The following is a 25,410-nucleotide window of genomic DNA, read 5'->3' on the forward strand; positions in this document are numbered from 1 at the left end:
CGGCGGTGTTGGTTACCTGTGGCCGCGATACCCGATCGATGGATTTTCGCCCGGAGCTTCCCCCACCCCGACCCTCCCCCGCGAAGAGCGGGAGAGGGAGCGCAGCATCGCAAGCGTCGATATGATTCGAATTCAAAATCGCTGACCTGGTCGCGGGTGATGCCGATCGCTGGCCCGGCCAGCCGCTCTCGCCGTGCGGGCATCCAGGCAGGGTCCGGTTCCGGACTCTGGAACGGAATGTTGCGACGAGAGTTTTTATTTCGGAGCTTCAACCCCCGGAAGCTCCTACTCCTGGCCCGTCCGGATGCCGCCGGCCGGGCGGGTTTGGAGAGAGGATGAACGAATGAATCAGCCAGCCGAAACAGACATTGTCCGACGCGCCTATGAACTCTGGCAACAAGCCGGCGAGCCTGAAGGAAAAGACCAGGAATTCTACCACCAGGCCGAACAGGAATTGCGGAACGAGGACAAGTCCTCTCCCGTGCGCACGCCTGACAATCTCTGATGAAGAAGAATTGCCCTGTTTGTCCCGGCATTGGCTGGGTCTGCGAACACCTTTATCCCCGCCTTTCGCACGGAGAAACATGCGAAGTGTCTGGTCGATCGTTCCTGCCGATTCTCCTTGACGGCGCCAGGCCGGCGGCATGAGACCAAAACTGGTGGTCCCTCAAACGTCCGAAGACGTGGCATCGCTGGTAGGCGCCGTGGCACTGGCGATCCTTGCCGTGATCATCGTGACGACGCTTTACGTCGGTCGTGAGATCTTCGTACCCGTAGCCTTGGCGATCCTGCTGAGTTTCGTCCTGGCCTCGCCGGTGTCCGTCCTGCAGCGGGTGAGGGTGCCGCGGGTCGTCGCAGTGGTCGGCGTGGTGCTGTTCGCGTTCGCGATCATCTTCGCGTTGGGCAGCCTGATCGCCACGCAGTTGAACCGGCTCGCCGGCGATCTGCCTCGCTATCAGACGACGATCCAGTCCAAGATCCAGTCCGTGCGCGGCATTACCGGTGGCAGTTCCACGCTCGAGCGAGCGGCGGGAATGTTGCAGGACTTGGGGAAGGAACTGGATAAGCCCAAGGCCGGATCACCGGACAAGCCGGTCGCTCCGCCTCTTGCCAACCCGCTCGGAGCTCGACCCGTCACACCTGTCCCGGTTGAAGTGCTTCAGCCAGACCCGGGAGCCTTGGAAAGCCTGAGGTCCGTCATCGCACCGCTGGTGTCGCCGCTCGCGACAACCGGCATCATCGTCATCTTCGTGATCTTCATCCTGATCCAGCGCGAGGACCTGCGAAACCGGCTGATTCGTCTGGCCGGCTCCCATGACCTGCAGCGGACGACCGCGGCACTCGACGATGCCGCCGGGCGGCTAAGTCGTCTGTTTCTAAATCAGCTTCTCGTCAACGCGGGGTTTGGCCTGCTCATCGGCGCAGGACTTTGGCTGATCGGAACACCAAGCGCCGTGCTCTGGGGCATCCTGGCAGCCGTGCTGCGGTTCGTGCCCTATATCGGCTCGGTCATTGCCGCGGCATTCCCGCTCGCGCTCGCAGTCGCGGTCGATCCGGGTTGGTCGATGCTTGCCTCGACCGCCGTCCTGTTCGTTGTTGTCGAGCCTGCTGTCGGCCAGGTCATCGAACCGATGGTCTACGGACGGAGCACGGGTTTATCACCGGTTGCCGTGGTGGTTTCCGCGACATTCTGGACGGCCTTGTGGGGCCCGATCGGCCTGGTGCTCGCGACGCCGCTGACCGTCTGTCTGGTCGTACTCGGGCGTCACGTCGAGCGTCTTGCGTTCCTGGATGTGATGTTCGGCGACCGGCCGGCGCTTTCACCAGCGGAGATATTCTACCAGCGGATGCTCGCCGGCGATCCGACGGAGGCGACCGAAAAAGCCGAGGAATTCCTGAAGGAACGTTCGCTTTCGTCGTACTATGATGAGGTGGCCATCAAAGGACTTCAGTTGGCGCAGGCTGACCTCGACCGTGATGCGCTCGACCAATCACGCCTTGTGAAGATCCGCGACACCGTCCTGGAATTCGTCAATGATCTTTCAGGGCAGACCGATCAAGAACCGACAGGCGAGCGACCGACATCAGACGCGGAAACCGCCGCGGCAGTTGAGGCCGCTGCTGCCGAACCCGTCTACGCCGATTTGCCGATACTGCAGAGAGACGAGCTTCCGATCGAGTGGAAGGGCGACAGCCCCGTACTTTGCATTGCTGGCCGAACCGAGCTGGATGAAGCTGCCGCGATCATTTTCGCTCAACTCTGCAATGTCCATGGACTGCGCGCGCGGGTGGCAGGGCCAGAAGCGTTGTCGACGAACAATATCTTTCGACTGGAAACCGAGGGCGTCGCCCTGGTTTGTCTCTCATATCTCAACACTGCGAATCCTGCGCAAATACGCTATGCGGTTCGCCGGCTTCGCCGCAAGCTTCCGCGCGCGCTTATCATGGTCGGACTATGGACCGGGACAGATACCGCCGAGGGAGCAGTGACGACGATCGACAATTCGAAGGCCGATATGTTGGCATCGACGTTGCAGGAGGCGACCCGCCTCTGCATCGCAGCCGTCCGACCTGACCGGGAGGGGATGCGAGTTGGACTGGATGCGGAGAGCGCGGCCGCGATGAGAATGAAACCTGCATCCAATCAGCGCTAACTAAGGCGTGTCCTTTATTGCGCAGCCACCAGAAACTCAGGAAGATCCAACCTTCCGGCGCTAGTTGACCGCCTTCTCCAATGCTGCTGCCAAGTCCTTTAAGGTGTAAGGCTTGGATAAATGCCCGAATTCAATAGATCGATCGGCCGGCAGTTCGGAGTATCCGGTCGCCAGGACGATCGGCAGCATTGGATTTTTTTCTTTAATTCGCTGAGCAAGCTCGAAGCCATTCATCCCGGGCATGGCGTAATCGGTTACCACGATGTCGAATGACGAATCGGTTTCCAAAAGCTTCAGGGCCTGGGAGCCGGATTGTGCCTCGGTAACGCTGTGACCGAGATCGAGCAACATGTCAGCTGCCCCCATGCTCACCAGGATATCGTCATCGACCAGTAGAACGCGAAGGCTTCGCGCTTCCTTCGGCTGCGTAGGCGGGGTCTCCGCTTCGGCGGTCTTGCGGCCCTCTTTCGCACGAGGCAGCCACATCGTGACCGCCGTTCCCTTGCCGGGTTGGCTCCTGATCCGCATTGCTCCACCGGATTGCGCCGTGAACCCGTGCACCATCGAGAGACCAAGGCCGGTACCCTTGCCGATGCCTTTGGTGGTGAAAAAGGGTTCCTGTGCGCGCGCCAATGTTGCTTCGCTCATGCCCTCGCCGGTATCGGTCACGGTGATGCAAACGAAGGGATCCCGCGGCAACCCGATCTTCTTGCCGTGGTCCTCGTTGTGACAAGCGATCGTCAGAGAACCGCCCTGCGCCATGGCATCCCGGGCATTGACGGCGAGATTGATCAGCGCCAGTTCGAGCTGGTTGGCATCAACCTCGATCGCGCACACCTCCGGCGAGATCTCGACATGAATGGCGATATTTGGGCCGACGGAATGTCGTAGGAAGTCCAACATCTCGGGGATCAACTTTTGCAGCGCGACAAATTCGACCTTCAATTCCTGCCGTCGCGCAAACGCCAGCAGGCGCGCGGTCAGCGTGGCGCCGCGTTCCGCCCCCTGGATGGCTCGATCCAGCAATCGAGATATCCGCGGATCGTCCGGAACTGTCTTCTTCAGCAGGCTAAGACTGCCTAATATGACGGCCAACAAATTGTTGAAGTCGTGCGCCACCCCGCCCGTCAACTGGCCGATGCTTTCCATTTTTTGGGCTTCTTGCAGTTTCCGCAACGCGATCTCCCGCTCGCGCGTGCGTTCTTCAACCCGGCTCTCCAACTCATCATTGCTTTTCTGCAGCGCATCTCGCGCCTCCCGCAGGGCGGCATCGGCAGCCACGCGTTCAGTGACGTCCCGCCAGATCGTCGTTACGAAATCGCGTTGGTCAGCCCGCCAGCGACCCAGCGAAATATCAAAGTGGCCGGATTTCCGGTTCTTGTATCGGCCGACGACTGATATCGCGGTATCGTTCTTTGGATCGACGGAGCTCTGCGCCAGCGCCGGCAACAGCGGATTATCCGGCTCAAGCAGGATGTCGAGCTTCTGTCCCAGCAATTCGGAATGTCCATAACCCAGGACATGGTCTACCGAGCCGTTGACCCATTGTATGTTACGGTCGTTATCGATCGTGATGATCGCGTCCGGCGCAGAGTCTACGATTGCGTGATAGCGCGCGTTCTGACGTTCCCGCAACACACGCTCGCGCGTCACGGCCACGGTGACGTCGGTGATCTGCAGCAGGCAGTAATTTGCCTGAAGGGAGGACACCGGGCGCACGACGATATTGTGAAGCAGGGGCTCACCGCCGTCGCCTTGCAAAGGAAGCAACGCATTCAATGTATGGGTCAGAATGCTGGAGCTACCCACCTGAAATGCATCTTCGATGACGCCGGGCATGCGGGTGCTGCGCGCATCGGGAAAGATTTCGAAGAACGGCTTACCGAGAACTTGCCGTGCCGGTCGCCGCGAAATGCGGGCCATCCATTCATTCCAGCCAACGACATGTCCGTCGCTGTCAATCACGACAAGACCGATGTCGACAGTGTCGAACACCGGGCCAAACACCAGATTGGGCACGCTATCCAACATGACCGGACGGTTGCTTCTCGATGGCGCTTATGAATTCGTTTACAATTTCCTTTAGCGCGGCGATGGAGGGTAAATCCATGAGCAGGGCAATGAAGCCATGAACGTCACGCTCCTTGATATTGAAGTCGATGTAGAGAAACAGAACGAATTGCTCCGCCGAAACGGGCCCTTCGACCTCGAACAGGGCCGCTCCGTCGCCGCGAACGATGGAGGGCAGTGACATCCGCATGGTCCGCTGCAAGACATTGGCGATTGTCGCCAGGCATCCATTCAAGATGATATTTCCCGTTTCAGCAAGCGCCTCCTGTTCCAGATCGATGACGTCTTCCAACGAATGCTGGTCGCCGACGATCGAGCGGACGAGTTCGAGGCTCTGGGCTTCGGGAAAGATCAGGAGTGCCCTGCCGGCAAATGGTCCTTCAAAAGACTGCTGCACCGCGACGAGCTTCTTGGCGTTATTGCGCTCGACCAATTTCGACGCTGCCTCGCGCGTTACAATCTTGACGGCCGGGACGGACAGCAAGACCTGCTCGCCTACCATCTGTCGGAGGCTGTTCGCGGCGCGGCTCACTCCCATGTTGGCTATCTCGGCGAGCGCATCCTGTTCAATTTCGCTGAGCGCATCGCTTGCAATGAGCGCGGCCACGGTCATGGCGTCACTTTCTTCAGGCGAAGCGTGGCCCCCGAAAGAAACGCGGCAAGGGCTTCGTCCGTGAGTGGCTTCGGGATAAACCCGGCATTCAGTTCCCGGGCACGTCCGATAATCTCGTGCTGGACATTGGCCGAGACAATCGCGACCGGCATGCCCGGATGGGTCTTGCGGATCGTCGCGACCAATTCCAGCCCATCGATTTCGGGCATGTTGAAATCGATGAGGGCGATGTCTACGCCACCGCCGGAAATGGCCGCCAGGGCCTCGCCGCCATTGGCGGTCTCGACCAGGGTCCAATCCGGCCGGACACGCCGGAAGGCGCTTGCCATCACCATGCGTGCAAGCTTGCTGTCATCGACGATCAAGACCCGGTACTGCATCCTGGTTTCTCGTAACTACGCGGCTGACCCGTCGAGGTCGTCCGTTGAGGGCTTCACGCCGTAGGTCTAAACTCTTGTCGAGCGGGGGTAAATGTCGAGTAGATGACTTAGTTCCATTCGGGCGCCGGGCCGGCAGCTATCCGCGAGTCCCCTTTTGGGACAGTTCCGGCGCCAGCCACTGCCTCACCCAAGCATCGCCACAGGGCCCCATCGGGACAACGCCCGAAGCCAATATGACTTGAACGACAGCCGTATGCAGGTGGCTGCATGTTGTCCACTCGACGGCCGGCGCCGGGGTTTCCTGCAGCAGCTGCAAAAGTGGTTCGGCATCCTCGACGGCGCATGCTCCCTCGAGAATCACCATTCCGGTGTCGCTACGGCGGACCGTCACGGCAGTATCTCCTTCACGTCCAGCACCAGCAGGACCTGTCCGTTGCCCAGCAAGGCGGTCCCGGCATAGCCGCGGGCCCCAGCCAGCAGCCCCTGCATCGGCTTGAGCACCACATCGAGGCGGTCGCGAATCGCGTCGATTTCGAGCGCCGCTATCCTCCCGGCGGCTTCCATGACGACCAACAGTCTCGCAGCCGTGGCATTGCGCTTCTGTCCGGGCAGTTTCATCAGCTCCGCAAGCGAAACAATCGGCACGACGCGATCGCGCAGAACGAAAGCTTCGTTGCTTCTGATGATGCTCACGCGGTCGGGCGTGACACGGACCGTTTCCGACACCGCATCCATGGCAATGCCGAACAACTGCCCGCCTGCCTCCACCACCATGATGCGGGACATCGCGATGCTCAGCGGCAGATCGAGCCGAACCGTGGTGCCGATCCCGACCTTGCTCTCGAGCGAGACCCTGCCCCCGATCTGATCCATCGCGGTGCGGACCACATCCATTCCGATACCGCGTCCGGAAATGTCCGATACCGCCGATGCGGTCGAAAATCCGGCGGAGAAGACCAGATCGACAACCTCCTCGTCTGTCAGAGCGCTCAGTTTATCCGGCGGCAACAACTGCTTTTCGGATGCCTTGCGCCGCACGACCGCCGGATCGATGCCTCGGCCGTCGTCCGTGACTTCCACCACGAGGCGGTCTCCGACCCGGGACGCCGCAATCGAGATCGTCGCGTTCTCGGTTTTTCCAGCGGCCCGGCGTTGCTCAGGTCCTTCGACACCATGATCCAGGGCGTTGCGTACGAGATGCACCATGGGTTCGAACAGACGGTCCATGATGGTCTTATCGACTTCCGTGGTCTCGCCATGGGTGACCAACGCGGCATTCTTGTCGAGCTGCCGGGCGACATCGCGGATCAGCCGTGGAAAAGACCCGAACAGCTGGGCCATCGGCACCATCCGTAACTGCAGGACGGTGCCGTGCAATTCGGTCACCAGCCGATCGATGGCGTCGCGGTCGCGCTGGATTGACCTTGCGACTTCGCTGCCGCCGAGGTCCAGTTCGACTTGCCTGGCCGAATAAGCCAGGGCGTTTCTCGCCACCACGAGTTCGCCGGCCAAATTGACGAGATCCTCGATTTTCGCTTCGCTGACGCGCAGCACGCGATCGGCCGGCCTTGTGGAGGTGCTGGCCGCCGCCATATCTGGTCGCTCGCCTCCGTCAGCGACGACGGTTGACGGACTGCCGGCAAAGCCAACCAGCGTGTTTTCGAGCGCCGACAGCAAGGGGCCGGCGTCGCGGTGCGCCAGCGCGAGCGCGCCGGCGCGCCGTATGGTATCCGCCAGATGCGGCAACTGGCCGTAACGCAAGGCGTTTTCCGCCGCGCGCGCGGCGGCACCGACGCAACCGGCGAAATCTTCCCTGCGGTCTGGCACGCGCAGCAATTCGCATTGCGCCTCAATGACTTTGCGGATCAGGGCGTGATCGCCAAGCGTGGGGTATGCGTCTGAGGCAGGAAGGGTTCCCAACGGAATGCTGATGATCCGCACCTGGTCCGGGACCAGCTGAAAGATGGCGGCGATTTCGTTCGGATCGGCGGCCGAAAGTGCCTGCAAACGCAGATTGCAGGCGTAGGGGTCGATACCCTCGAGAGCAACGAAAGGTTCACGCGGTTCGATGTGAAATGCCAGCAGGCCTGGAACCTGGCGCATGAGCTGCAATGGATCGTCTCCATTGTAGAAGCAACCTGCCAATGGCTCATAGGAAATAGCCGTGGCCACGAACGGCCGCTCCGGCATTCGCGACACCACCGCATCGCGCTCCGCGGCAATCAAGCGAAAGACCCATTCCGGCAAGGAGCCCCCGCCCGTTTTCGTCGTGGAATTTTGCGCGGTCAGCCCCGGTTGCTGGCCTGCCCTGCCCGGCAGAAGTGCTCGCAACCGTTCTGCCATCGCGCGGCCGTCTTCTCCGGCCTGCGAGGGCAAAGCGCGAACGGCCTCGAAGTCGTCGACCCAACGCGACACCTGATCGAGGCAAGCCAGCGCCGTATCGACGATCTCTGCGTCCAGTCCGCGCGTACCGTTCCGGACTCCGGCCAGCAGATCCTCGGCCGCATGGAGCATGATGCTCATGGCGGGCAGCTCGACCACTCCGGCGGCGCCCTTGAGCGTATGAAAGGCACGAAACACGCTGTCGATCCGCTCGGGCGACGCAGCGTCGCGCTCCAGCGCGATGAGATTGTCCGTAGCCTGTCGGACCAGTTCGCGAGCTTCGATGACGAATTGTTCCTGCAAGGCGTTCACAGCGAGGCTCCTGTGAGAACGCAAACATGCCTGACCAGCTCGGCTTCGGCCACGGGTTTTACGAGGTAGAAGTTGGCGCCGGCCGCTTTGGCTTCGGCGGCGTCCTGCGTTTCGGATTCGGTCGAAATCATCAGCGCCGGGACCGTCGCCGCATCGGCATCGGCGGATCTGAGCGTCCGCAAAAAGCTGAAGCCGTCCATTCGCGGCATGTTGACGTCGACGATGACCAGATCGAAGGGTTCCGACAACACCTTCTCCATCGCCTCGATGCCATTGATCGCCTGCTCGACCTGGAAGCCGGCCTTCTCAAGCGCGGACCGGTAATAGAGCCGCACCAATGACGAATCGTCGACCACCAGAACCCGCGCTTTGGCCGGTGCAGCGGTATCAGCCATGATCTGCTTCCGGTCTTTGATAGACGATCGCGTCGGGAAACCGGGCCACGCGAAACAGCGGGGAGATCCGGCTCATGCTTTCGGAATGGCCCAGGCAAATGTAGCCGCCCGGCCGCAGGCAGTCATAGAGATTTTCCGCGGCCTGGCGCCTGGACACATCGTCGAAATATATCAGGACGTTGCGGCAGAAGATGATGTCGAAATCGCGGTACAGCGCCATATCCTTTGCGTCGATGAGATTGGCGCGGGTGAACTCGATCGAGTTCCGCAGGCCCTCGTCGATCTGATGACTGCCGTCGGCCATCGGCCTGAAATAGCGTCCGATCAGGTCGCGCGACAGCCGCATCAGCGCGCGGTCGCCATAGATGCCTTCGGCAGCTGCCCTGAGCGCGCGGGTGTCAATATCCGATCCGACGATCTCGACGTTGTAGCTGTCGACCTGCGGCCAGTTTTCCATCAACCAAAGTGCGATGGAATAGGGCTCTTCCCCCGTCGAGCACGGGATCGACCAGATCCGCACGGTGCCGCCGGGCTTCTTTTGGCTGGCAATGACCTCCAGCAGGCTCGAGGTCATGCAGCGAAGCTGGTGGTCTTCGCGATAGAAATAGGTTTCGTTGACGGTGAAGGAATTGATCAGATGCTCGATCTCGTGATCGGCGTCGGCCCTCAGCAGGGAAAAATACGCCTGGAACGATGGCGACATGGTTGCAGCGATGCGGTCTTCGAGACGGCGATCGATGAAATATCGCTTTCCCTCCGTGAATGATATGCCGGTGCGGCGGTAGAGAAATTCGCAGAAGCGCTGGACCTCCTCCGGAGAGATGTGGACGGCATGCGACGCTCCGCCGTTCGAGTCCTCCATCCGGTCTAGCCTTCCGCGCCCGAAATACGGGCTATCGCGACCGAGATTGCGAACGACAGGAACGGCGTGGCGGCGAAACGCGCCGCGCACTTTTCCAGCGCCGGAAGGGCCTGCGGCGTTCCAACCTCCGTCAGAACGTCGATCGCCGCGGCGCACACATTGGGGTGCTGCTCGCGCTCGATCAGGCCGCAGAGCAGGCGGGTGGCTTCGGAGGCGTCCATGTTGCGCACGAGCTCGGTGGCGAGCAGACGCACATCGGAGTCGCTGTCGCTCAACAGCGGCGCCATGAAAGGCGCGACAGCCTCGGGCATCGTCTGCAGGGCTTCGACCGCGGCAGCACGTAACCCCGCATCATCAGACCGAAGATCCGGCAATATCGCCTCGACGCTGGCCGCATTGCCGATGCCTATCAGCGCGGTCATGATGGCCTCGCGCACGCGCGGCACCGGTTCGCGACCAAGGGCCGCGGCGAGCGCCGGCACCGCGTCAACGTTGCCGCTGAGCGCGCGGACCGCCATCCAACGGCTCTCGGCATCGGGACTGTCGAGCGCGGCCCGGTGCGGCGCGCTATCGCCGTCGCCTGCCGGGCTTTTGCCGGCTCTAACCAGGGGCATGAGAATTCACCATTTCGATGATCGTCGCGGCGATATCCTCGAGCGGCCGCACCTTTTCCGCGCCGCCATTCCTTACCAGTTCACCGGGCATGCCCCAAACGATCGCGCTGGACTCCGCCTCGGCGATGGTGCGGCCGCCGGCGAGCCGCAACCGCTTCATCGCCTCAGCGCCGTCATTGCCCATTCCAGTCATCATCACGCCGATCAATCGGGAGGCATCGAGGTGCTCAAGCGCGCTGGCGACCATGCGTTCCACACTCGGATGCCACAAATGGCTGGCCTTCGCCGGCACCGGCATCGCGATGACACCGGCCAAGCGTGGCGCCACCGTCACGTCGGCATCGCCCTTGCCGATATAGATGGTGCCAGGCTTCAACGGCATCGGCTGGTTGACCTCGACGACATCAAGATGACATTCCCGGTCAAGTCGTTTGGCAAAAGCGCCGGTAAAGCTTGCCGGCAAATGCTGGGCTACCAGCACGGGCCAGGGAAAGTCCGGCGGCAGTTGCGGCAACACGACGTCAAGCGCGGCCGGCCCGCCGGTCGAGATGCCGATCAGCACCAGCCCCGGCGGCGCGCCATTGCCGGCCTTGATCGCGCCGGTGCCGACCCTGGTATCCATCTTCGGGCGCGCAAGGCCCGGGCGGGATTGCGACACAAGTCCTGCGCCCCGGATCCGATGGCGAACCCGCTCGGTCAGCCGCAGCGTCCGCCGGATCCGGGCGAAAGCTGCGGCCCGCACTTTTTCCACCAGCACAGGCCGCAGACGGTCAATCTCCAGAGAAACAGTCCCAGACGGCTTGGCGACAAAATCGACCGCACCGAGGTCGATCGCCTCCAGTGTCGCTTCGGCGCCTTCCTCGGTGAGCGAGGATATCATCACCACCGGCCGCGGCGCTTCGATCATGATCCGGCTCAGGCAGGTCAGCCCATCCATGCCGGGCATCGCAACATCGAGCGTTACGACCTCTGGATCGAACGTACGAACCAGTTCGAGCGCCTCGTTGCCATTGCGGGCGAGGCGGATGTCGAAGTCGCCCTCGTCGAGAAAGATGCGCTCCAACAGCTTTCGCATCAGGGCCGAGTCGTCGGCGATCAAGAGCCTGATCACGAAGCGGTCGCGTCGAATTTGGAATGGCTGAATTTGGCGAGCAGGTCGGCTTCGACCTGATCCAGCAGCTGCGTGGGGTCGACCAACAGGATCAACCGTCCACTGGCTTCGAGATTGATCACCCGAGAGATCAATCGCATCTGTTCGGGCGAAAGTTCGGGCGCGGGGCAAATGGCATCGGTTGTCACTTTCAGGATTTCGGAGACGCCGTCGACGAGGAACCCTGCGATCGCCCCGCCGATTTCCAGCATGAGAATGCGCCGGGCTCCCGCCTGTTCCGTGTTACCCAAATCAAATCGACGCCTGAGGTCGACGATGGGCACGACGCTGCCGCGCAGATTCATCACCCCGTCGATGAATGCGGGTGCTTTCGGCAGCCGGGTGGGGTGTTCGGGCGGTCGCGCGATTTCGCCGACCGCGGCGATAGGAATGCCGTAATCCTGATGGCCCAGCCGAAAAATGATGAACTGCTCGTCTGCCATGGCATTGGCTTCAGCTTGCTGACCGGCGTCGCCGGCCGCATGGTCGTCAATGATACGCCGAACAAGGTCCGACCGGAACAGCCGGTCCGGCGACAGCAATGCGACCAGCCGCCGGCCATCCTCCAGCCGGCAGATCGAGACGATCTCGGCCACGCCTTCGCCCCGGGTCAGCAAGGCCGGCGCCGGATCGACGCTATCGGGATCGAGGCGGAGAATCTCCCGGGTCGCGTCGACAGCCAAGCCGATCGCGCCTTCGCCGATCGACATCACGACGACCTTGCCACGCTGTTTGGATAGATCATCGGGCGGCAGCCCCAGCAATGCGCGCAGCGACACCAGCGGCAGCAGGCGGTCCCGCAGCGTCACGACGCCGAGCACCGCGGTTTCCGGGCGGGGCAGCTCGGCGATATGATCCGGCAGCGGAATGATCTCCCGCACACGGTCGAGCGGCAACGCGTATTCCTGTGCGTTGAGATAGAAGCTCAACAGCGAGACCAGAGCCCGGGCTGGCGGTCCGGCGCTCGGGCTCGTCGCAAGCGGCGCTGCCCTTGCGGCGGACGTCGCGGCAATACCAAGCCGCACGAATTGCCCGCTCAAGAGACGTGACGGATGCAACACTTTTATCGGGCTCTCGCCCTCGCCGCCCTTGACGACACCGTCCAGCAGCGCCGGATCGATTGTCCCCGCTCCGGAATCGTCTTTCTCAATTCGATCCGCAGCAAGCGCCAATAGACGGTCGACACTGTCGACGACAAGGCCGACCGGGGCATCGCCGCGCATGACGATCACACGAGTCGACTCGCTCGCTTCCATGTCCGGCAGACGCAGCAGCGTCCGCAGACTGACGACCGGCAGAACGATGCCACGCAGATTGGCCAGTCCGAGCAGGCTCGGCGGCACCAGCGGCATATGGACCAGATTTGGCAGACGGATGATTTCGGCGACGCCGGCAAGCGTCAACCCGAAGGCTGCTCCGGCGATTTTGAAAATCAACAGCTCTTCGGAAGCCAATTCAGTCACGGCCGTGATTGCGACGTTGAATGGTTTCGGCGAGCGAGGCGATCTCTTCGATCGCGGCCGCGAGATCCTCCGTACCCCTCGCCTGCTGCTTGGCAGCGGCCGCTGCCTGGGCCGATGCGCCGGCTGCCTGCTCGGCGACCGCCGCGACCTGGCGGGCGCTCTGAGCGACATCCTTCATCGAAGCAAGAATGGAGTCTGCGCTGGCGCCGATCTGGTTATTGCCGGCGGCGATCTGGGCGACGTCCTTTTGCACGACATCGAAGCTTGCCAGTACCGCATCGGTCTTCTGGTTTTCCGCCTCCGCGCCGACGATCACGCGCTCGAGTTCGCGGCGCACGGCCGCGATCTGACTCTGGATCGCGCGAACCGTATCCTTGATGCGCCCGGCGTTCTGTCCGGAGTCCCGGGCAAGGCTGCGTATATCCTTCGATACGACGGCGAAGCCCTTGCCGAATTCGCCCGCGCGTGCCGCTTCGATCGAGCCGTTCACCGCCAGCATGTTGGTCTGTATCGACACCATGCCGATGCCATCGACGATCTTGTCGATATCGACGCTGATGGTTTCGAGACCGGCGATCAAATCCAGGCTTTGACGCGTGGTGTCGATCGAGCGCACCACCCCCTGCGACAGGTCGGCAATCTGCGCCCGGCATTCGCCGAGCATCGCGTCCATCCGCTGGGTGCGCTCAAGCGATGCGGCGGCGCTGCCGCGGAACGATTGGGCGGCCCTTTCGACCTGGTTCATCGCCGCGCTGGCTTGCTGGGTCGCGGCAGCCTGCTGCTGGGCGCCACGACTGATCTGATCGACTGCCGTCATGATCTGCGCCGCCGACCCCGACATTTCCTGAACGGCGGTGGAGAGCTGCTCAGCCGCGGAGGCAAGCTGATCGGCGCCGGTATCGCTGGTCGCAACCGATTTGAGGTCGGTGGCAAGCACGGACAGCGATCGGGATGCGGCCTGGCTCTGGTCCAGTACGCTGGCCTGCTGCTCGACGCTGCGGAGCGCTTCGGCGGCGGCTGCAGCCTGCTCCTCGGCAGCGGAGGCAATGATCTCGGCGCCCTTCTGCGCCTCGCGAGCGGCCGATTCGGCCTCCAGCGTCGCGACCGCTATGGACTGACTGCCCTCGGCCAAGGCGCCGACTTCCTTGCGAAGTTCGCCGAGTGCGAGAATGACGGTCTGACTCTTCTGCGCCTCAGCCGTTGCCGTACCGGCCGCCGTTTTGATGATAGACGCCACCGAACCGACCTGAGTTTCGATTTGCGCGGCAAGACCTTGCACGTCCCGTGCGCTTTTCTCCGAAGCCTCGGCCAGAGCTCGAACTTCGTCGGCGACCACCGCGAAACCCCGGCCGTGGTCGCCGGCGCGCGCGGCCTCGATCGCCGCATTCAGCGCCAGCAAATTGGTCTGATCGGAAACATCGCTGACGGTCTTGGTGACATCACCAATGCTGGCCGCCTGTCTATTCAGATGCGCCATGATGCCGACGGTCCCGGCTTGCCGGTCGCCGTTATGCTTGATGTTGCCGGCCCAGGTTCCGATCTGGCTCGCCGTCTCGACCAGCAAAGATTCGAGCGCGTCGGTTCGGCGACGTGCGCTCTCGGCCCGATCCCGCGCCTGCACCAGCGTTGCCGCCGTGTTGGTGGCAACCGCGAGGGTTTCCTGGGCAGCGCTGGCGGCTTCCTCCGCACCGCGAGCGATTTGTTCCATCGAACGGCGCAGTTCCTCGGCCGCGGAGGCCGCCTCGGTAATCCCCGCCGAGAGTTCTTCCGCGGCTGCCGCAATCCGCTCCTCGATTTTCTGCTGCTGACTGCCTGAAATGGCTGATGACGCCGGCTTGCGGCGGCGCGGGGTTGCGGGCGAGGAATTCGAAACCGGCTGCGGCTGCGAGCGGCGCTGGGCTACCCTGCCTGCCCCCAGTTCAGACGTCTTCATCAAGGATCTTGGACCGCTGGCCGCCAGTGTTCTCGTAGCAACCGCGCCGGCTGCGTTTTGGGCGGCAAGCGCTTTGGATGGCGGCCTTTTCCCTACCACACTCATTCGCCCGGCTTTCGACCGGGGCGGTTCGGCGGTGCCAGGTTTTTTCCGCATGGGGAATCCATATTCTCGGAGTTTGCCAGCAGCTTCGGCATGACAGCGGCAGTGTTCGGCCATTAAACTAAGCGGTCTGTACAAGCTGGTACAGGGCGAAACAACGGTTCCCCTGGAGGCCTGAGTGTATCAAAATGGGAAGTGACCCCAAGAGCGTCACCACGTCGCAAGCCAGTATCGGCAAGCGGACACAGTAAGGTCAACCCCTCGCGGCCGGTGCAGAGATGGACCAAGTTTCATGACATCCGATTCGTTTATGCCCCTCAGCGACCTTGAGCGGGATGCCCTGGCCGAACTGTCGAATATTGCGATGGCGAAAGCTGCCAACAGCCTGCGCCAGATGATCCAAAACGAGGTTCTTCTGGCCGTTCCTTCGGTCGATATCCTCACCGGCGCGGCGGCGACACAGCTGGTTGCAAAGCCCGACAACCCCAAGCTGGTTGCGGTGCGGCAGGATTTCGCCGGCGCGTTCTCCGGCCGGGCCCTGCTCATCTTTCCGGAACGTAACAGCCTGGAACTGGTGCGAGCGGTCGTTGGCCGACAGCTCCCGCTGGAAGACATCGTCGACCTGGAAGATGAAGCGCTGGCGGAAACCGGAAATATCATCCTCAACAGCTGGGTCGCGACGATCGCCAACCTGTTGAAGAGCGCGCTCAAAATGTCGCTGCCCGTCGTCATCCGCGGCGACAGCAGCCACATGTTCGAGAGCGCGAGCTCGGGCCTCGTTTTGTTTCTGCACATCAAGTTCGAAATTCGGCACAAGGAAATCGGCGGGTATGTCGCCCTGCTGATGGACATCCCGTCGTTGGATGAACTGCGGTCCTTGATTGCCGGCTTTGTGAAATCAATTACGTAGTTGGAACACTGCCCGCGATAGCGCATCCTTCGAGTCGCGCGACAAGGATGCACCATCAAAGCCCGGGACTAAACAAATTCCTGAAAGACACATCTGCGTTTCAAAACCGCCCTTCAGGTGACACTCTCCTTTGGCGTAGCTTCCACCTCCCTCAGGAGACCGCTTTCCATGTCCAGGACAAACCCCCGAACCGGAACTTCCTTTGCGATCCAGGGATGTGATCTCACTTTTTCGATCTGTTCTCGAGTATGCTGTTCGGGGTCCTTGTAAGAGAAGAAGCGCATGGGAGCAGGCGACGGGTCACGGGTCGCCTCAGTTAGTTTTTTGTTTAGCTCCTCGTCGGTGAAGGTCGTGAACCCGCAACCGGTATGGTTGAGGAGCATGATCTCTGTCGTTCCGATTATCCGGTTGGAGGCGACAAGCTCCCCAAGGACGTCTTCGGTGACCGCTGGCCCAGCAGTTCGGATAACGTCGAGATCGGCGTGCGGTAGCCCGAGGATTGCGGGAAGGTCCGAGAGGCGCGGATCCATGCAGGTTACAACCGCGAGCCGGGGAGCCGGTCGTTGCCGGAGCTTTGGATCAGGCATCTTTGCATAGTTGCGGTTCGCTGCCAGGGCTTTGTCAATTAAACTCATCGTTTGTCTCCAGTGCGGCTTGGCATAAGCAGAAAAATCGGGCCATCCCGGATTTTCCCTCGTTGTGAGAGGCCAAACACTGCAGGCCTCTGGCGTGCTTCACCATTGAACCCTAGGCGGAAGCCTATCATATCAAGGTATGAGCGGACACGAGACGGCGACGACGGCGTCGGAAGTCGCACCGATCACGCGGGATGAGTCTCGTTTCGGGGTCGATCGGACTAACAAATCTTGCATCTTTCCGGGCGTTGGTCTGGGCGCGCTTGCGGTTGGCGCCAGTCGGGTCAGAATCGAGCGATTGACACCTTGGCCGCTTCTACCCACGCCATCGGATCCTCGGCGAGACGCGGAAGCGCACGCTCGAGGCTTCGCCGGTTTCGCCCGATGGCGCATCGCCAGCCGTGAAGGTCTGTCCAACAAGACCAACAGCCATTGTCATACCTTGATATGACCGTACTCTGCCGAGGGTTGTATGGCGCAGCACGCGAACCGTCTGCAAAATTGTGGCCGTGTTTGAGCGGTCGGAATCCAATCGTCTGATTTCCTGGTCGCACAATCGGTAAGGGTTGCCTTGCAAGGATGTGCGTTGGCGGTGGATCCGGTTTTGTCCTGCGAATGCAGGATGGTGGAAACCTCTTTGAGGAGCCGACGACGATGAAGACGATTGCGCCTCCCTTATCGCGCCTCCAGTTGGCCTTCTCGTCCAGTTTGACTGTGCGATTGCCCGACTTCATCACGTTGATGAAGCCGCGCGTCATGATGCTTGCGGTGTTTACTGCGCTCGTCGGCTTGGCCTGCGCGCCGCGCGAGCTCGACCCGCTCCAGGCTTTCATCGCCGTTATCGCGATCACCGGGGGCGCGGGCGCCGCCGGTGTCCTCAACATGTGGTATGACGCCGATATCGACGCGATCATGACCCGCACGGCGATGCGGCCGATCCCCCGCGGCAAGGTTTCCCAGGTAGAGGCACTTGTGTTCGGGCTCGCCCTCGCCGCCGGCGCAGTCGTGCTTCTGGCTCTTGCGACCAACCTGGCGGCGGCGGCGCTGCTCGGCGGCACCATCCTATTCTATGTCGTTGTCTACACGGCGTGGCTGAAGCGCTCCACGCGTCAGAACATCGTCATCGGCGGCGCTGCCGGCGCGCTGCCCCCGGTTATCGGATGGGCCGCGGCAACCGGAGGCGTCGGCCTGGAGTCGCTTGCTCTGTTCCTCATCATCTTTCTCTGGACGCCGCCGCACTTCTGGGCGCTCGCACTCAATCGCGCAGACGACTATGCCAGGGCCGGTGTGCCCATGCTCCCGGTCGTCTCGGGAAGCGCAGCCACGAAACGCCAGATTCTGATCTACAGCGCTCTCCTGGTTCCAACTTCGGCATTGCCGTGGGCGATTGGCTTTGCAGGCACGGTCTATGGCGCGACGGCGGCGATCTGCGGGGCAATTCTTGTTGTGCTTGCGCTCCAGCTGAGCGGAAGCAGTGAAGCTGACCGACGCGCGGCTCATCGTCTGTTCGTGTTCTCCATAACCTATCTGTTCGTGCTGTTTGCGGCGCTCCTCGTTAGTCATCGCGGCAGTCCATGGTCGTCCACGCTCTCGCCACAGGGTCTTCCTGCGGCCGCGGGGTTTGTTCGCGCCGACCTCCTGTCGGCCGCCGTCCAGCCAGATCGTTGTTCTATCGGTGGCAGAGCAAGCGAGGTGGTCTGACATGCGATACGTCCTACTCACTGTTGTTCTGATTGGCGCCACCACGCTCGGCGGCTGCAGCGAAGGCGTGCTTGACCCGAAGGGACCCATTGCCTTCGCCGAGCGGCAAATTCTGTTCAACGCGACTGGTATCATGCTGGCCATCGTGGTGCCGGTGATGCTCGCCACGCTGGGCGTTGCGTTCTGGTTTCGCGCTTCCAATGAGCGCGCCCGCTACCTGCCCAATTTCGAATATTCCGGCCGTCTCGAGCTGCTGATCTGGTCGATCCCGTTAATGACCGTGCTCCTCGTCGGTACCGTCGCCTGGATCAGTGCGTACGACCTTGACCCACCCAAGCCGATTGCTTCTTCCGCGAAGCCCGTCAAGGTTCAGGTCGTTTCGCTCGACTGGAAATGGCTGTTCATCTATCCGGAGGAAGGGGTCGCGAGCGTCAATCAGCTGACGATCCCTGTCGGCGCGCCAGTGAGCTTGGAGCTGACATCGTCGGGCGTCATGAACAGCTTCTTCGTGCCGCAGCTCGCGGGCCAGATTTACACCATGGCGGGAATGGCGACGCATCTGAACCTGCAAGCCGACTATTCCGGAACCTACCGCGGCATGTCGGCGAATTTCAGCGGCGACGGTTTCGCCGACATGCACTTCAATGTCGACGCGGTTCCGCCGGAAGACTTTGCAAACTGGGTGAATTCAACGCGCAGCGCCGGTCCAATACTCGACGCACAAGCCTACGCCGATCTCGTCAAGCCCAGCAAAGCGGTCGCGCCATTCACCTATCGGGCGATCACTCCCGGCCTGTTCGCTGGCATTATGAGCACCGAATCGCAATCGGACGAAGGGCTCTGTGTCAAATATCCCAAATCCATGAGGGCAGAACAATGAGCCTACTCGGCAAGCTCAGCTGGAGCGCAATTCCCTTTCATCAGCCGATCATCATGGGCACGGTGGCTTGCGTGGCCGTTGTCATTCTGGCGGCTCTGGCATGGATCACCGCAAAGGGATCGTGGCCGTATCTTTGGCGCGAATGGATCACCTCCGTCGATCATAAGCGTATCGGCGTCATGTATGTTGCGCTTGCGATGGTCATGCTTGTACGCGGCTTCGCGGACGCAATCATGATGCGAACGCAGCAGGCGGTCGCGGCCGGCGGAGCGCAAGGGTATCTGCCGCCCGAGCATTTCGACCAGATTTTCTCGGCGCATGGCACGATCATGATCTTCTTCGTGGCCATGCCGCTTGTGATCGGACTGATGAACTTTGTCGTACCGCTGCAACTCGGCATCCGCGATGTAGCATTCCCTACGATGAATTCGGTGAGCCTTTGGCTCACCGCGTCGGGCGTTCTGCTCGCAAACGCATCGCTCGCCATCGGCGAGTTCGCGAAGACCGGCTGGGTCGCCTATCCGCCGCTCAGCGAGCTGCAATTCTCGCCCGGCGTCGGGGTCGACTACTATCTCTGGTCGCTGCAAATCTCGGGCCTCGGGACTTTGCTGACCGGCGTAAATTTCGTCACCACGATCCTGAAGATGCGAGCCCCCGGCATGAGTTACATGCGTATGCCGGTTTTCTGCTGGACTGCACTCGCGACAAACCTGCTCATCGTTGCGGCATTTCCGGTACTCACCGCGCTTTTCGCAATGCTGCTGCTCGACCGCTACCTCGGCTTTCACTTCTTTACCGTGGGCGAGGGCGGCAACGCTATGATGTACGTGAACCTGTTCTGGGTTTGGGGCCATCCCGAAGTGTACATCCTGGTCATGCCCGCTTATGGCATCTATTCGGAGGTGAGCGCGACCTTCTCCAGCAAGCCGCTGTTTGGTTACCGCTCGATGGTCGGCGCGACCCTGGCGATCTGCGTGCTCTCCTACACGGTTTGGCTGCATCATTTCTTCACCATGGGTGCCAGTGCAAGCGTCAACGCCTTCTTCGGCATAACGAGCATGATCATCGGGGTGCCGACGGGTGTCAAAATCTTCAATTGGCTGTTCACGATGTACGGCGGTCGGGTTCGAATCACCGTGCCGGTGCTGTGGACGATCGGCTTCATGGTGACGTTCGTCTTCGGCGGCTTGACCGGCGTGCTGCTGGCGTTGCCTCCGGTTGATTGGCAGGTACACAACAGCCTCTTTCTGGTCGCTCATTTCCATCACGTTATCATCCCGGGCGTCCTGTTCGGGGTCATGGCAGGCTACAACTACTGGTTTCCCAAGGCGTTCGGCTTCAGGCTTGAAGAACGCTGGGGTATCGCCTCGTTCTGGTGCTGGTTCATCGGCTTCCATCTGGCTTTCATGCCGCTCTACGTGGTCGGGTTGATGGGCATGACCCGTCGCATGCAGCACTACGATGTTCTTTCCTGGCAGCCATGGCTGTGGGTCGCCGAGGCGGGCGCGGTGATTGTTCTGGGTGGAATCCTCTGTCAGATCGTCCAGCTCGTGGTGTCCATTCGCCACCGTGAGCAGCTTCGCGACACGACCGGCGATCCATGGAATGGCCGCACCTTGGAATGGTCTACCGCATCGCCGCCTCCGGCCTGGAATTTTGCCGTCCCGCCGCGAGTCGGCGAACTCGACGCCTTCTGGGCAAAAAAGCAACGCGTGCGCGCGAAGCAGGAACAGCCCGTATCGCGGCGCGAATACCAGCCGATCGAAGTACCCAGGAACAATCCGACCGGTTTCGTGACCGCGTTCTTTGCGGTGATAACCGGCTTTGCGCTGATATGGCATATCTGGTGGATGGCAGGCGTGGGACTGCTCGGCGCGGCCGCGACGCTGCTCACCTACATGTTCCATCCAGACGAGGAAGTCGAAATCTCGGCAGAACAGGTCGCGCTGTTCGATCGCACCCACCCGGTTGAGGTGTCACTATGAGCATCGCAGTTGGCACGGATGATGTCTACGAACGCGAACTGGTGAACGCCAGCGAGGCCGGTCCCGCGCCCAAGCGAATCGTGGTCGGCTATGGGTTCTGGATCTTCCTGCTAAGTGACATCGTGATGTTCTCGGCACTGTTTGCGAGCTACGCCGTGCTCGCGAAAGCGTCTGCGGGCGGTCCGACAGGTGCTCAGTTGTTCAGTCAACAGAACGCCGCGATGGAGACCGCTTTTCTCCTGCTCTCCAGCTACAGCTGCGGGCTGATGACCCTGGCCGCCAATTCGCGGCGCTATTTCCGCACCTTCCTGGGCGCGGCGGTTACATTCCTGTTGGGAGCGGCATTTCTCGCTCTCGAGCTTCGCGAATTTCACAGCATGATTGCGCTGGGGGCCACCGCGCAACGCAGCGCGTTTCTTTCCGCCTTCTTTACGCTGGTCGGTTGTCACGGACTGCATGTGACGATCGGATTGATCTGGCTGGTTCTCATGATGGTTCAGCTTGCGATGTGGGGTTTCCGCCCGGTTGTGGAGCGCCGCATGCTGTGTTTCGCCCTGTTTTGGCACGCGCTCGACATCATCTGGGTCATGATATTCACGGTTGTCTATCTGATGGGAGTCCTTCGATGACAGAAACGCGTCTGGATGTTGCTCCGGGAGAACGGCCAAGGATCCCGGCCTCCGAGCATGTGACTTCTTCTGGCGTCCTCGTCTACACGATCGGCTTGCTGGTGGCCCTGGTTCTGACGATCACATCCTTCTGGGTGGCGAACACCTCGGCGCTCTGGGCGCCCGGTGTGCCGGCTGGTCTCGCCGTTCTTGCCATCGCTCAGATGGGAGTGCATCTGGTATTCTTCCTTCACATCACTAGCGGGCCGGACAACACCAACAATATCCTGGCGCTGGCGTTTGGCGTGCTGATCGTATTCCTTGTTCTCGGAGGGTCGCTCGTGATCATGGCCAACCTGGACCAGAACATGATGGCACATACTCACCTGTCCAATTCTGATCATGCGGGTGGGCTCACGCATGACAGTTCCGTCAACGCGTTGATCCGGCGCTATCGGGACGCCAGCAAGGCCTGAGATGGAGACGGACGATGCAACTTGGTTTCGACCGCCCACTCTTCATCCTGCCCTTCGACCAGCGATCGAGCTTTGAAAAAGGCCTGTTCGGTTTCAAGCCGCCGCTGACGGAGGATCAGACCGCGACGGTCATCGCGAGCAAGCAGGTGGTCTACGAGGGATTCAAGCTGGCGCTGGGCAAAGGCGCGCCGCGGGACGCGGCGGGCATCCTGGTCGACGAACAGTTCGGCGCCGCGATTCTCCGCGATGCCCGTGCTGAGGGCTTCATCACCTGCGCGCCTACCGAAAAGAGCGGCCAGGAGGAGTTCGCGTTTGAATATGGCGATCGATGGCGAGACCATGTCGAGGCCTTTGCACCGACTTTCGCCAAGGTGCTGGTCCGCTATAATGCGGAAAACGACGAGGCGATGAACCGCAGGCAGGCCGCGCGGCTCAAGGAGCTCTCGGATTACTGCCGTCAGACCGGCCGCCGTTTCCTGTTCGAGCTACTGGTCCCAATGAACCTCGAACAGTCGGACCGGCTGGAAGGAAGCCAGCGCCTTTACGACCAGCATCTGCGTCCCTCGCTCATGATATCCGCGATCAAGGAATTGCAGCAGGCAGGAGTCGAACCGGATGTATGGAAGGTCGAGGGCCTCGATCGCCGTGCCGACTGCGAAGCCCTTGTTTCCGTGGCGCGGCGGGACGGACGAAGCGGGGTCGGTTGCATCGTTCTCGGCCGCGGAGCCGACGAGGCAGGGGTGCTTTCCTGGCTTCGCACGGCGGCGACAGTGCCAGGCTTTATCGGCTTCGCCGTCGGCCGGACCTCGTTCTGGGATCCGCTGGCCGGCTTGCGTGATCACAAGCTCTCACGCGATGCTGCGGCTGCCCGGATCGCCGACCATTACGCCGAGTGGATTGGGGCGTTCACGGCGGCGCGCGCAGGGTGAGCCGATGGATCTTGCAGCCGAATGGCTCGAAGCGGACGCGCTGGGCGGGTTCGTCTCCGGTACGGTCGGAGGTGAAAGAACCCGGCGCTATCACGCACTGCTGCTCGTCGCCACACATCCGCCGGGCGGCCGGATCGTGCTGGTGAACGGAATAGAGGCTTGGGTTACGACGCCGGACGGAAATCATCCGACCACATCGCAGCGCTACACGCCGGACGTGGTTTATCCGAATGGATCGCAACATCTGATCCGCTTTTCACGCGATCCATGGCCAAGCTGGAGGTTCGTCTTGCCTGGCGGTACGGAGATCCTTCACGAGCTCTTGGTATCACGCGAGAGCTCTGAAACGGTGCTGCGCTGGCGGCGCGAGGGCGCGGCAGGCCCATGCCGGCTCAACGTGCGCCCGTTAATTTCCGGACGCGATTACCACGCGCTCCATCGCGAGAACCCGGTCTGCAGTTTCGCCAGCGCGGTGGACGGTTCAAGCGTCAGCTGGCGTCCTTATGCGTCGCTGCCCCGGATCGGTGCAGGCAGCAACGGCGATTATCACGCCGAGCCCGACTGGTACCGCAATTTTCTATACACGGCCGAAAGAGATCGTGGCCTCGATTGCGTCGAGGACCTTGCCTCACCCGGCCGCTTCGCGTTCGACCTGGAGCAAGGTCCCGCGGTCCTGATCCTCGGTTCGGGCGGTCTCATCGACACGGACGTCGAACGCCATGCCGAAAAGCTTGCAGAGACGGAGCGCCGCCGGCGCGATGGTGGAGCGAGCCCGTTCTTTGCTGCGGCTTCGTGCTATGTCGTCGACGGCAAACGAGGGACGACGATCGTAGCCGGATTTCCATGGTTCACGGACTGGGGCCGCGACACGTTCATCGCGATGCGCGGCTTGCTACTGGCGACCGGCCGGTTGGCGGAGGCGGACGCGATCCTGTCTACCTGGTCTGGCCAGGTCGACCGGGGAATGCTGCCGAACCGATTTAGCGAGAGCGACGGGGCGCCCGAGTACAACACGGTGGATGCGCCGCTCTGGTTCGTGGTCGCCGTCGAGGAGTTTCTGAGGACAGCTTCGGCGGCCGGCTATCAGCCACGGGACGAGGCAAGGCTGGCGCAGGCAGTGCAGGCAATCCTCGACGGCCTTGCGCGGGGCACGCGACACCGGATCGCCCTCGACACGGACAGCCTCCTTCGTGCCGGCGAGACCGGACTCCAGCTCACATGGATGGACGCAAGAATTGGCGATCGCGTGATCACGCCGCGCATCGGCAAGCCGGTTGAGATCCAGGCTCTCTGGATCAATGCGCTGCGCATTGCCGGTCGCTGGTCGGATCGTTGGGCGGCAACGGCATCTGCGGCACACGCCTCCTTCCAAGCGCGCTTTCCGAATCCGGAGAATGGCGGCCTGTTCGATGTCGTCGACGTCGATCATCGGGCCGGAGAGAACGATTCGCGTATCCGCCCCAACCAGATCTTGGCGATCGGCGGGCTGTCCTATCCGGTGCTGGAGGGTGACCTTGCACGCGCTGTTGTCGATCTGGTCGAGCGAACGCTGCTGACACCACTTGGCCTGCGTTCTCTGGCGCCGGACGATCCGGACTATGTTCCCCACTATCGCGGGGGTCCCGCCGAGCGGGATGCCGCTTATCATCAGGGCACGGTGTGGCCCTGGCTGATCGGCCCGTTCGTCGAGGCATGGCTGCGTGTTCGTGGGCAAAGCCGGACAGCCAAAGCCGAGGGACGCGCGCGCTTCATGCCGGCCCTGCTCGCCCACCTCGAAACTGCGGGACTCGGCCACGTCTCCGAGGTTGCGGACGGTGATCCGCCGCATACGCCAGGTGGCTGCCCATTCCAGGCCTGGTCGCTTGGTGAGTTCATCCGGGTTCAGCACATGCTGGACGAGACCAATCTCAAGTCCGGGAGCGAGTTGCGATGATGCATGCGACCTCTCCGCGGCGCGGCCTGTTCGAGACGGCCGAAGGCCGCCGCCTCACGGCCACTGAAACCGGCGAAGCCTGGCGGCGCTGGGGACCCTACCTGAGCGAGCGCCAGTGGGGCACGGTCCGCGAGGACTATAGCCCGAACGGGACCGCATGGGAGCATTTCCCGCATGATCACGCCCGCAGCCGCGCCTATCGCTGGGGCGAGGACGGCATCGCCGGCTGGGGTGACGATCATTTGAGGTGGTGCCTGGGCATCGCGCTGTGGAACGGCCGTGACCCGATCCTCAAGGAGCGCATGTTCGGCCTCACCAACAGCGAAGGTAATCACAGCGAGGACGTCAAGGAGCTGTGGTATTTTCAGGACGGCACACCGACCCACTCTTACATGCGGATGCTATACAAGTATCCTCAGGCCG

General features: G+C 61.8%; 22 protein-coding genes and 1 pseudogene. 12 read left to right on the forward strand and 11 right to left on the reverse strand.

The window, feature by feature from the left end; all coding sequences use genetic code 11:
* The first annotated feature begins 343 nt into the window (after nucleotides 1-343).
* Nucleotides 344-505 carry a DUF2934 domain-containing protein gene (locus tag ABSG20_RS05215; protein ID WP_423863429.1) on the forward strand — a complete coding sequence of 54 codons (162 nt, stop codon included), beginning with the start codon at nucleotides 344-346 and terminating at the stop codon, nucleotides 503-505.
* Nucleotides 506-644: 139 nt separating this feature from the next.
* Nucleotides 645-2,654: an AI-2E family transporter gene (locus ABSG20_RS05220; RefSeq protein ID WP_423863430.1), complete on the forward strand. Its 2,010-nt coding sequence runs from the start codon at nucleotides 645-647 to the stop codon at nucleotides 2,652-2,654.
* Between the two features lie 60 nt (nucleotides 2,655-2,714).
* On the opposite strand, the gene ABSG20_RS05225 is transcribed toward ABSG20_RS05220, so the two are convergent.
* From ABSG20_RS05225 to ABSG20_RS05270, 10 genes are all read right to left on the reverse strand, one after another.
* A complete protein-coding gene (locus ABSG20_RS05225; protein WP_423863431.1) occupies nucleotides 2,715-4,673 on the reverse strand; it encodes a PAS domain S-box protein in 1,959 nt (652 codons plus the stop codon).
* A gap of 1 nt (nucleotide 4,674) precedes the next feature.
* Complete coding sequence (locus ABSG20_RS05230; RefSeq protein WP_423863432.1) at nucleotides 4,675-5,337, reverse strand: chemotaxis protein CheC; 663 nt, start codon at nucleotides 5,335-5,337, stop codon at nucleotides 4,675-4,677.
* Nucleotides 5,334-5,702, reverse strand: a complete 369-nt coding sequence (locus ABSG20_RS05235) for a response regulator transcription factor (protein WP_423863433.1) — start codon at nucleotides 5,700-5,702, stop codon at nucleotides 5,334-5,336. The genes ABSG20_RS05230 and ABSG20_RS05235 overlap by 4 nt, the downstream gene beginning before the upstream one ends.
* 402 nt (nucleotides 5,703-6,104) lie before the next feature.
* A complete protein-coding gene (locus tag ABSG20_RS05240) occupies nucleotides 6,105-8,411 on the reverse strand; it encodes a chemotaxis protein CheA (RefSeq protein ID WP_423863434.1) in 2,307 nt (768 codons plus the stop codon).
* Nucleotides 8,408-8,806 (reverse strand): response regulator transcription factor, encoded by a 399-nt coding sequence (locus ABSG20_RS05245; protein ID WP_423863435.1) that lies wholly within the window; start codon nucleotides 8,804-8,806, stop codon nucleotides 8,408-8,410. The genes ABSG20_RS05240 and ABSG20_RS05245 overlap by 4 nt, the downstream gene beginning before the upstream one ends.
* Nucleotides 8,799-9,668: a CheR family methyltransferase gene (locus ABSG20_RS05250; RefSeq protein WP_423863436.1), complete on the reverse strand. Its 870-nt coding sequence runs from the start codon at nucleotides 9,666-9,668 to the stop codon at nucleotides 8,799-8,801. Before ABSG20_RS05250 ends, ABSG20_RS05245 begins: the two co-directional genes overlap by 8 nt.
* Before the next feature lie 5 nt (nucleotides 9,669-9,673).
* Nucleotides 9,674-10,282, reverse strand: coding sequence for a HEAT repeat domain-containing protein (locus ABSG20_RS05255; protein WP_423863437.1), 609 nt, complete (start codon nucleotides 10,280-10,282; stop codon nucleotides 9,674-9,676).
* Nucleotides 10,269-11,393 carry a chemotaxis-specific protein-glutamate methyltransferase CheB gene (gene cheB, locus ABSG20_RS05260; protein WP_423863438.1) on the reverse strand — a complete coding sequence of 375 codons (1,125 nt, stop codon included), beginning with the start codon at nucleotides 11,391-11,393 and terminating at the stop codon, nucleotides 10,269-10,271. Before cheB ends, ABSG20_RS05255 begins: the two co-directional genes overlap by 14 nt.
* Nucleotides 11,390-12,895 (reverse strand): chemotaxis protein CheW, encoded by a 1,506-nt coding sequence (locus ABSG20_RS05265; RefSeq protein ID WP_423863439.1) that lies wholly within the window; start codon nucleotides 12,893-12,895, stop codon nucleotides 11,390-11,392. Before ABSG20_RS05265 ends, cheB begins: the two co-directional genes overlap by 4 nt.
* The gene (locus ABSG20_RS05270; RefSeq protein ID WP_423863440.1) at nucleotides 12,888-14,828 is read right to left on the reverse strand and encodes a methyl-accepting chemotaxis protein; all 1,941 of its coding nucleotides are present in this window, start codon (nucleotides 14,826-14,828) and stop codon (nucleotides 12,888-12,890) included. Before ABSG20_RS05270 ends, ABSG20_RS05265 begins: the two co-directional genes overlap by 8 nt.
* Nucleotides 14,829-15,222: 394 nt before the next feature.
* On the opposite strand from ABSG20_RS05270, the gene ABSG20_RS05275 reads away from it, so the two are divergent.
* Nucleotides 15,223-15,840, forward strand: coding sequence for a chemotaxis protein CheX (locus ABSG20_RS05275; RefSeq protein WP_423863441.1), 618 nt, complete (start codon nucleotides 15,223-15,225; stop codon nucleotides 15,838-15,840).
* A 113-nt stretch (nucleotides 15,841-15,953) separates the two neighbouring features.
* Here the strand turns inward: ABSG20_RS05275 and ABSG20_RS05280 are convergent, their stop codons facing one another.
* A complete protein-coding gene (locus ABSG20_RS05280; protein ID WP_423863442.1) occupies nucleotides 15,954-16,475 on the reverse strand; it encodes a beta-class carbonic anhydrase in 522 nt (173 codons plus the stop codon).
* Nucleotides 16,476-16,614: 139 nt separating this feature from the next.
* Here ABSG20_RS05280 and ABSG20_RS05285 point away from each other — a divergent pair, with 139 nt between their 5' ends.
* The 9 genes and pseudogenes from ABSG20_RS05285 to ABSG20_RS05325 all read left to right on the forward strand — a co-directional run.
* A complete protein-coding gene (locus tag ABSG20_RS05285) occupies nucleotides 16,615-16,926 on the forward strand; it encodes a malic enzyme-like NAD(P)-binding protein (RefSeq protein ID WP_423863443.1) in 312 nt (103 codons plus the stop codon).
* 203 nt (nucleotides 16,927-17,129) lie between these two features.
* Entirely contained in the window at nucleotides 17,130-18,176 is a 1,047-nt protein-coding gene (locus ABSG20_RS05290; RefSeq protein ID WP_423863444.1) for a heme o synthase, read from the forward strand.
* Nucleotides 18,151-19,056, forward strand: coding sequence for a ubiquinol oxidase subunit II (cyoA, locus tag ABSG20_RS05295; RefSeq protein WP_423863445.1), 906 nt, complete (start codon nucleotides 18,151-18,153; stop codon nucleotides 19,054-19,056). The genes ABSG20_RS05290 and cyoA overlap by 26 nt, the downstream gene beginning before the upstream one ends.
* Nucleotides 19,053-21,041 carry a cytochrome o ubiquinol oxidase subunit I gene (cyoB, locus tag ABSG20_RS05300; RefSeq protein ID WP_423863446.1) on the forward strand — a complete coding sequence of 663 codons (1,989 nt, stop codon included), beginning with the start codon at nucleotides 19,053-19,055 and terminating at the stop codon, nucleotides 21,039-21,041. The genes cyoA and cyoB overlap by 4 nt, the downstream gene beginning before the upstream one ends.
* On the forward strand, nucleotides 21,038-21,670 hold the full coding sequence (locus ABSG20_RS05305; protein WP_423863447.1) for a cytochrome (ubi)quinol oxidase subunit III: 633 nt from the start codon (nucleotides 21,038-21,040) through the stop codon (nucleotides 21,668-21,670). Before cyoB ends, ABSG20_RS05305 begins: the two co-directional genes overlap by 4 nt.
* Nucleotides 21,667-22,125 (forward strand): cytochrome o ubiquinol oxidase subunit IV, encoded by a 459-nt coding sequence (gene cyoD, locus ABSG20_RS05310; protein ID WP_423863448.1) that lies wholly within the window; start codon nucleotides 21,667-21,669, stop codon nucleotides 22,123-22,125. Before ABSG20_RS05305 ends, cyoD begins: the two co-directional genes overlap by 4 nt.
* 14 nt (nucleotides 22,126-22,139) lie before the next feature.
* Nucleotides 22,140-23,054, forward strand: a complete 915-nt coding sequence (locus ABSG20_RS05315; RefSeq protein WP_423863449.1) for a 2-deoxy-5-keto-D-gluconate 6-phosphate aldolase domain-containing protein — start codon at nucleotides 22,140-22,142, stop codon at nucleotides 23,052-23,054.
* A gap of 4 nt (nucleotides 23,055-23,058) precedes the next feature.
* Nucleotides 23,059-24,987: an amylo-alpha-1,6-glucosidase gene (locus ABSG20_RS05320; protein WP_423863450.1), complete on the forward strand. Its 1,929-nt coding sequence runs from the start codon at nucleotides 23,059-23,061 to the stop codon at nucleotides 24,985-24,987.
* A pseudogene (locus tag ABSG20_RS05325) lies at nucleotides 24,984-25,410 on the forward strand (MGH1-like glycoside hydrolase domain-containing protein); the annotation flags it as partial. The gene ABSG20_RS05320 and the pseudogene ABSG20_RS05325, both read left to right, overlap by 4 nt.

This window comes from Bradyrhizobium sp., assembly GCF_049512235.1.
Lineage (GTDB): Bacteria > Pseudomonadota > Alphaproteobacteria > Rhizobiales > Xanthobacteraceae > Bradyrhizobium.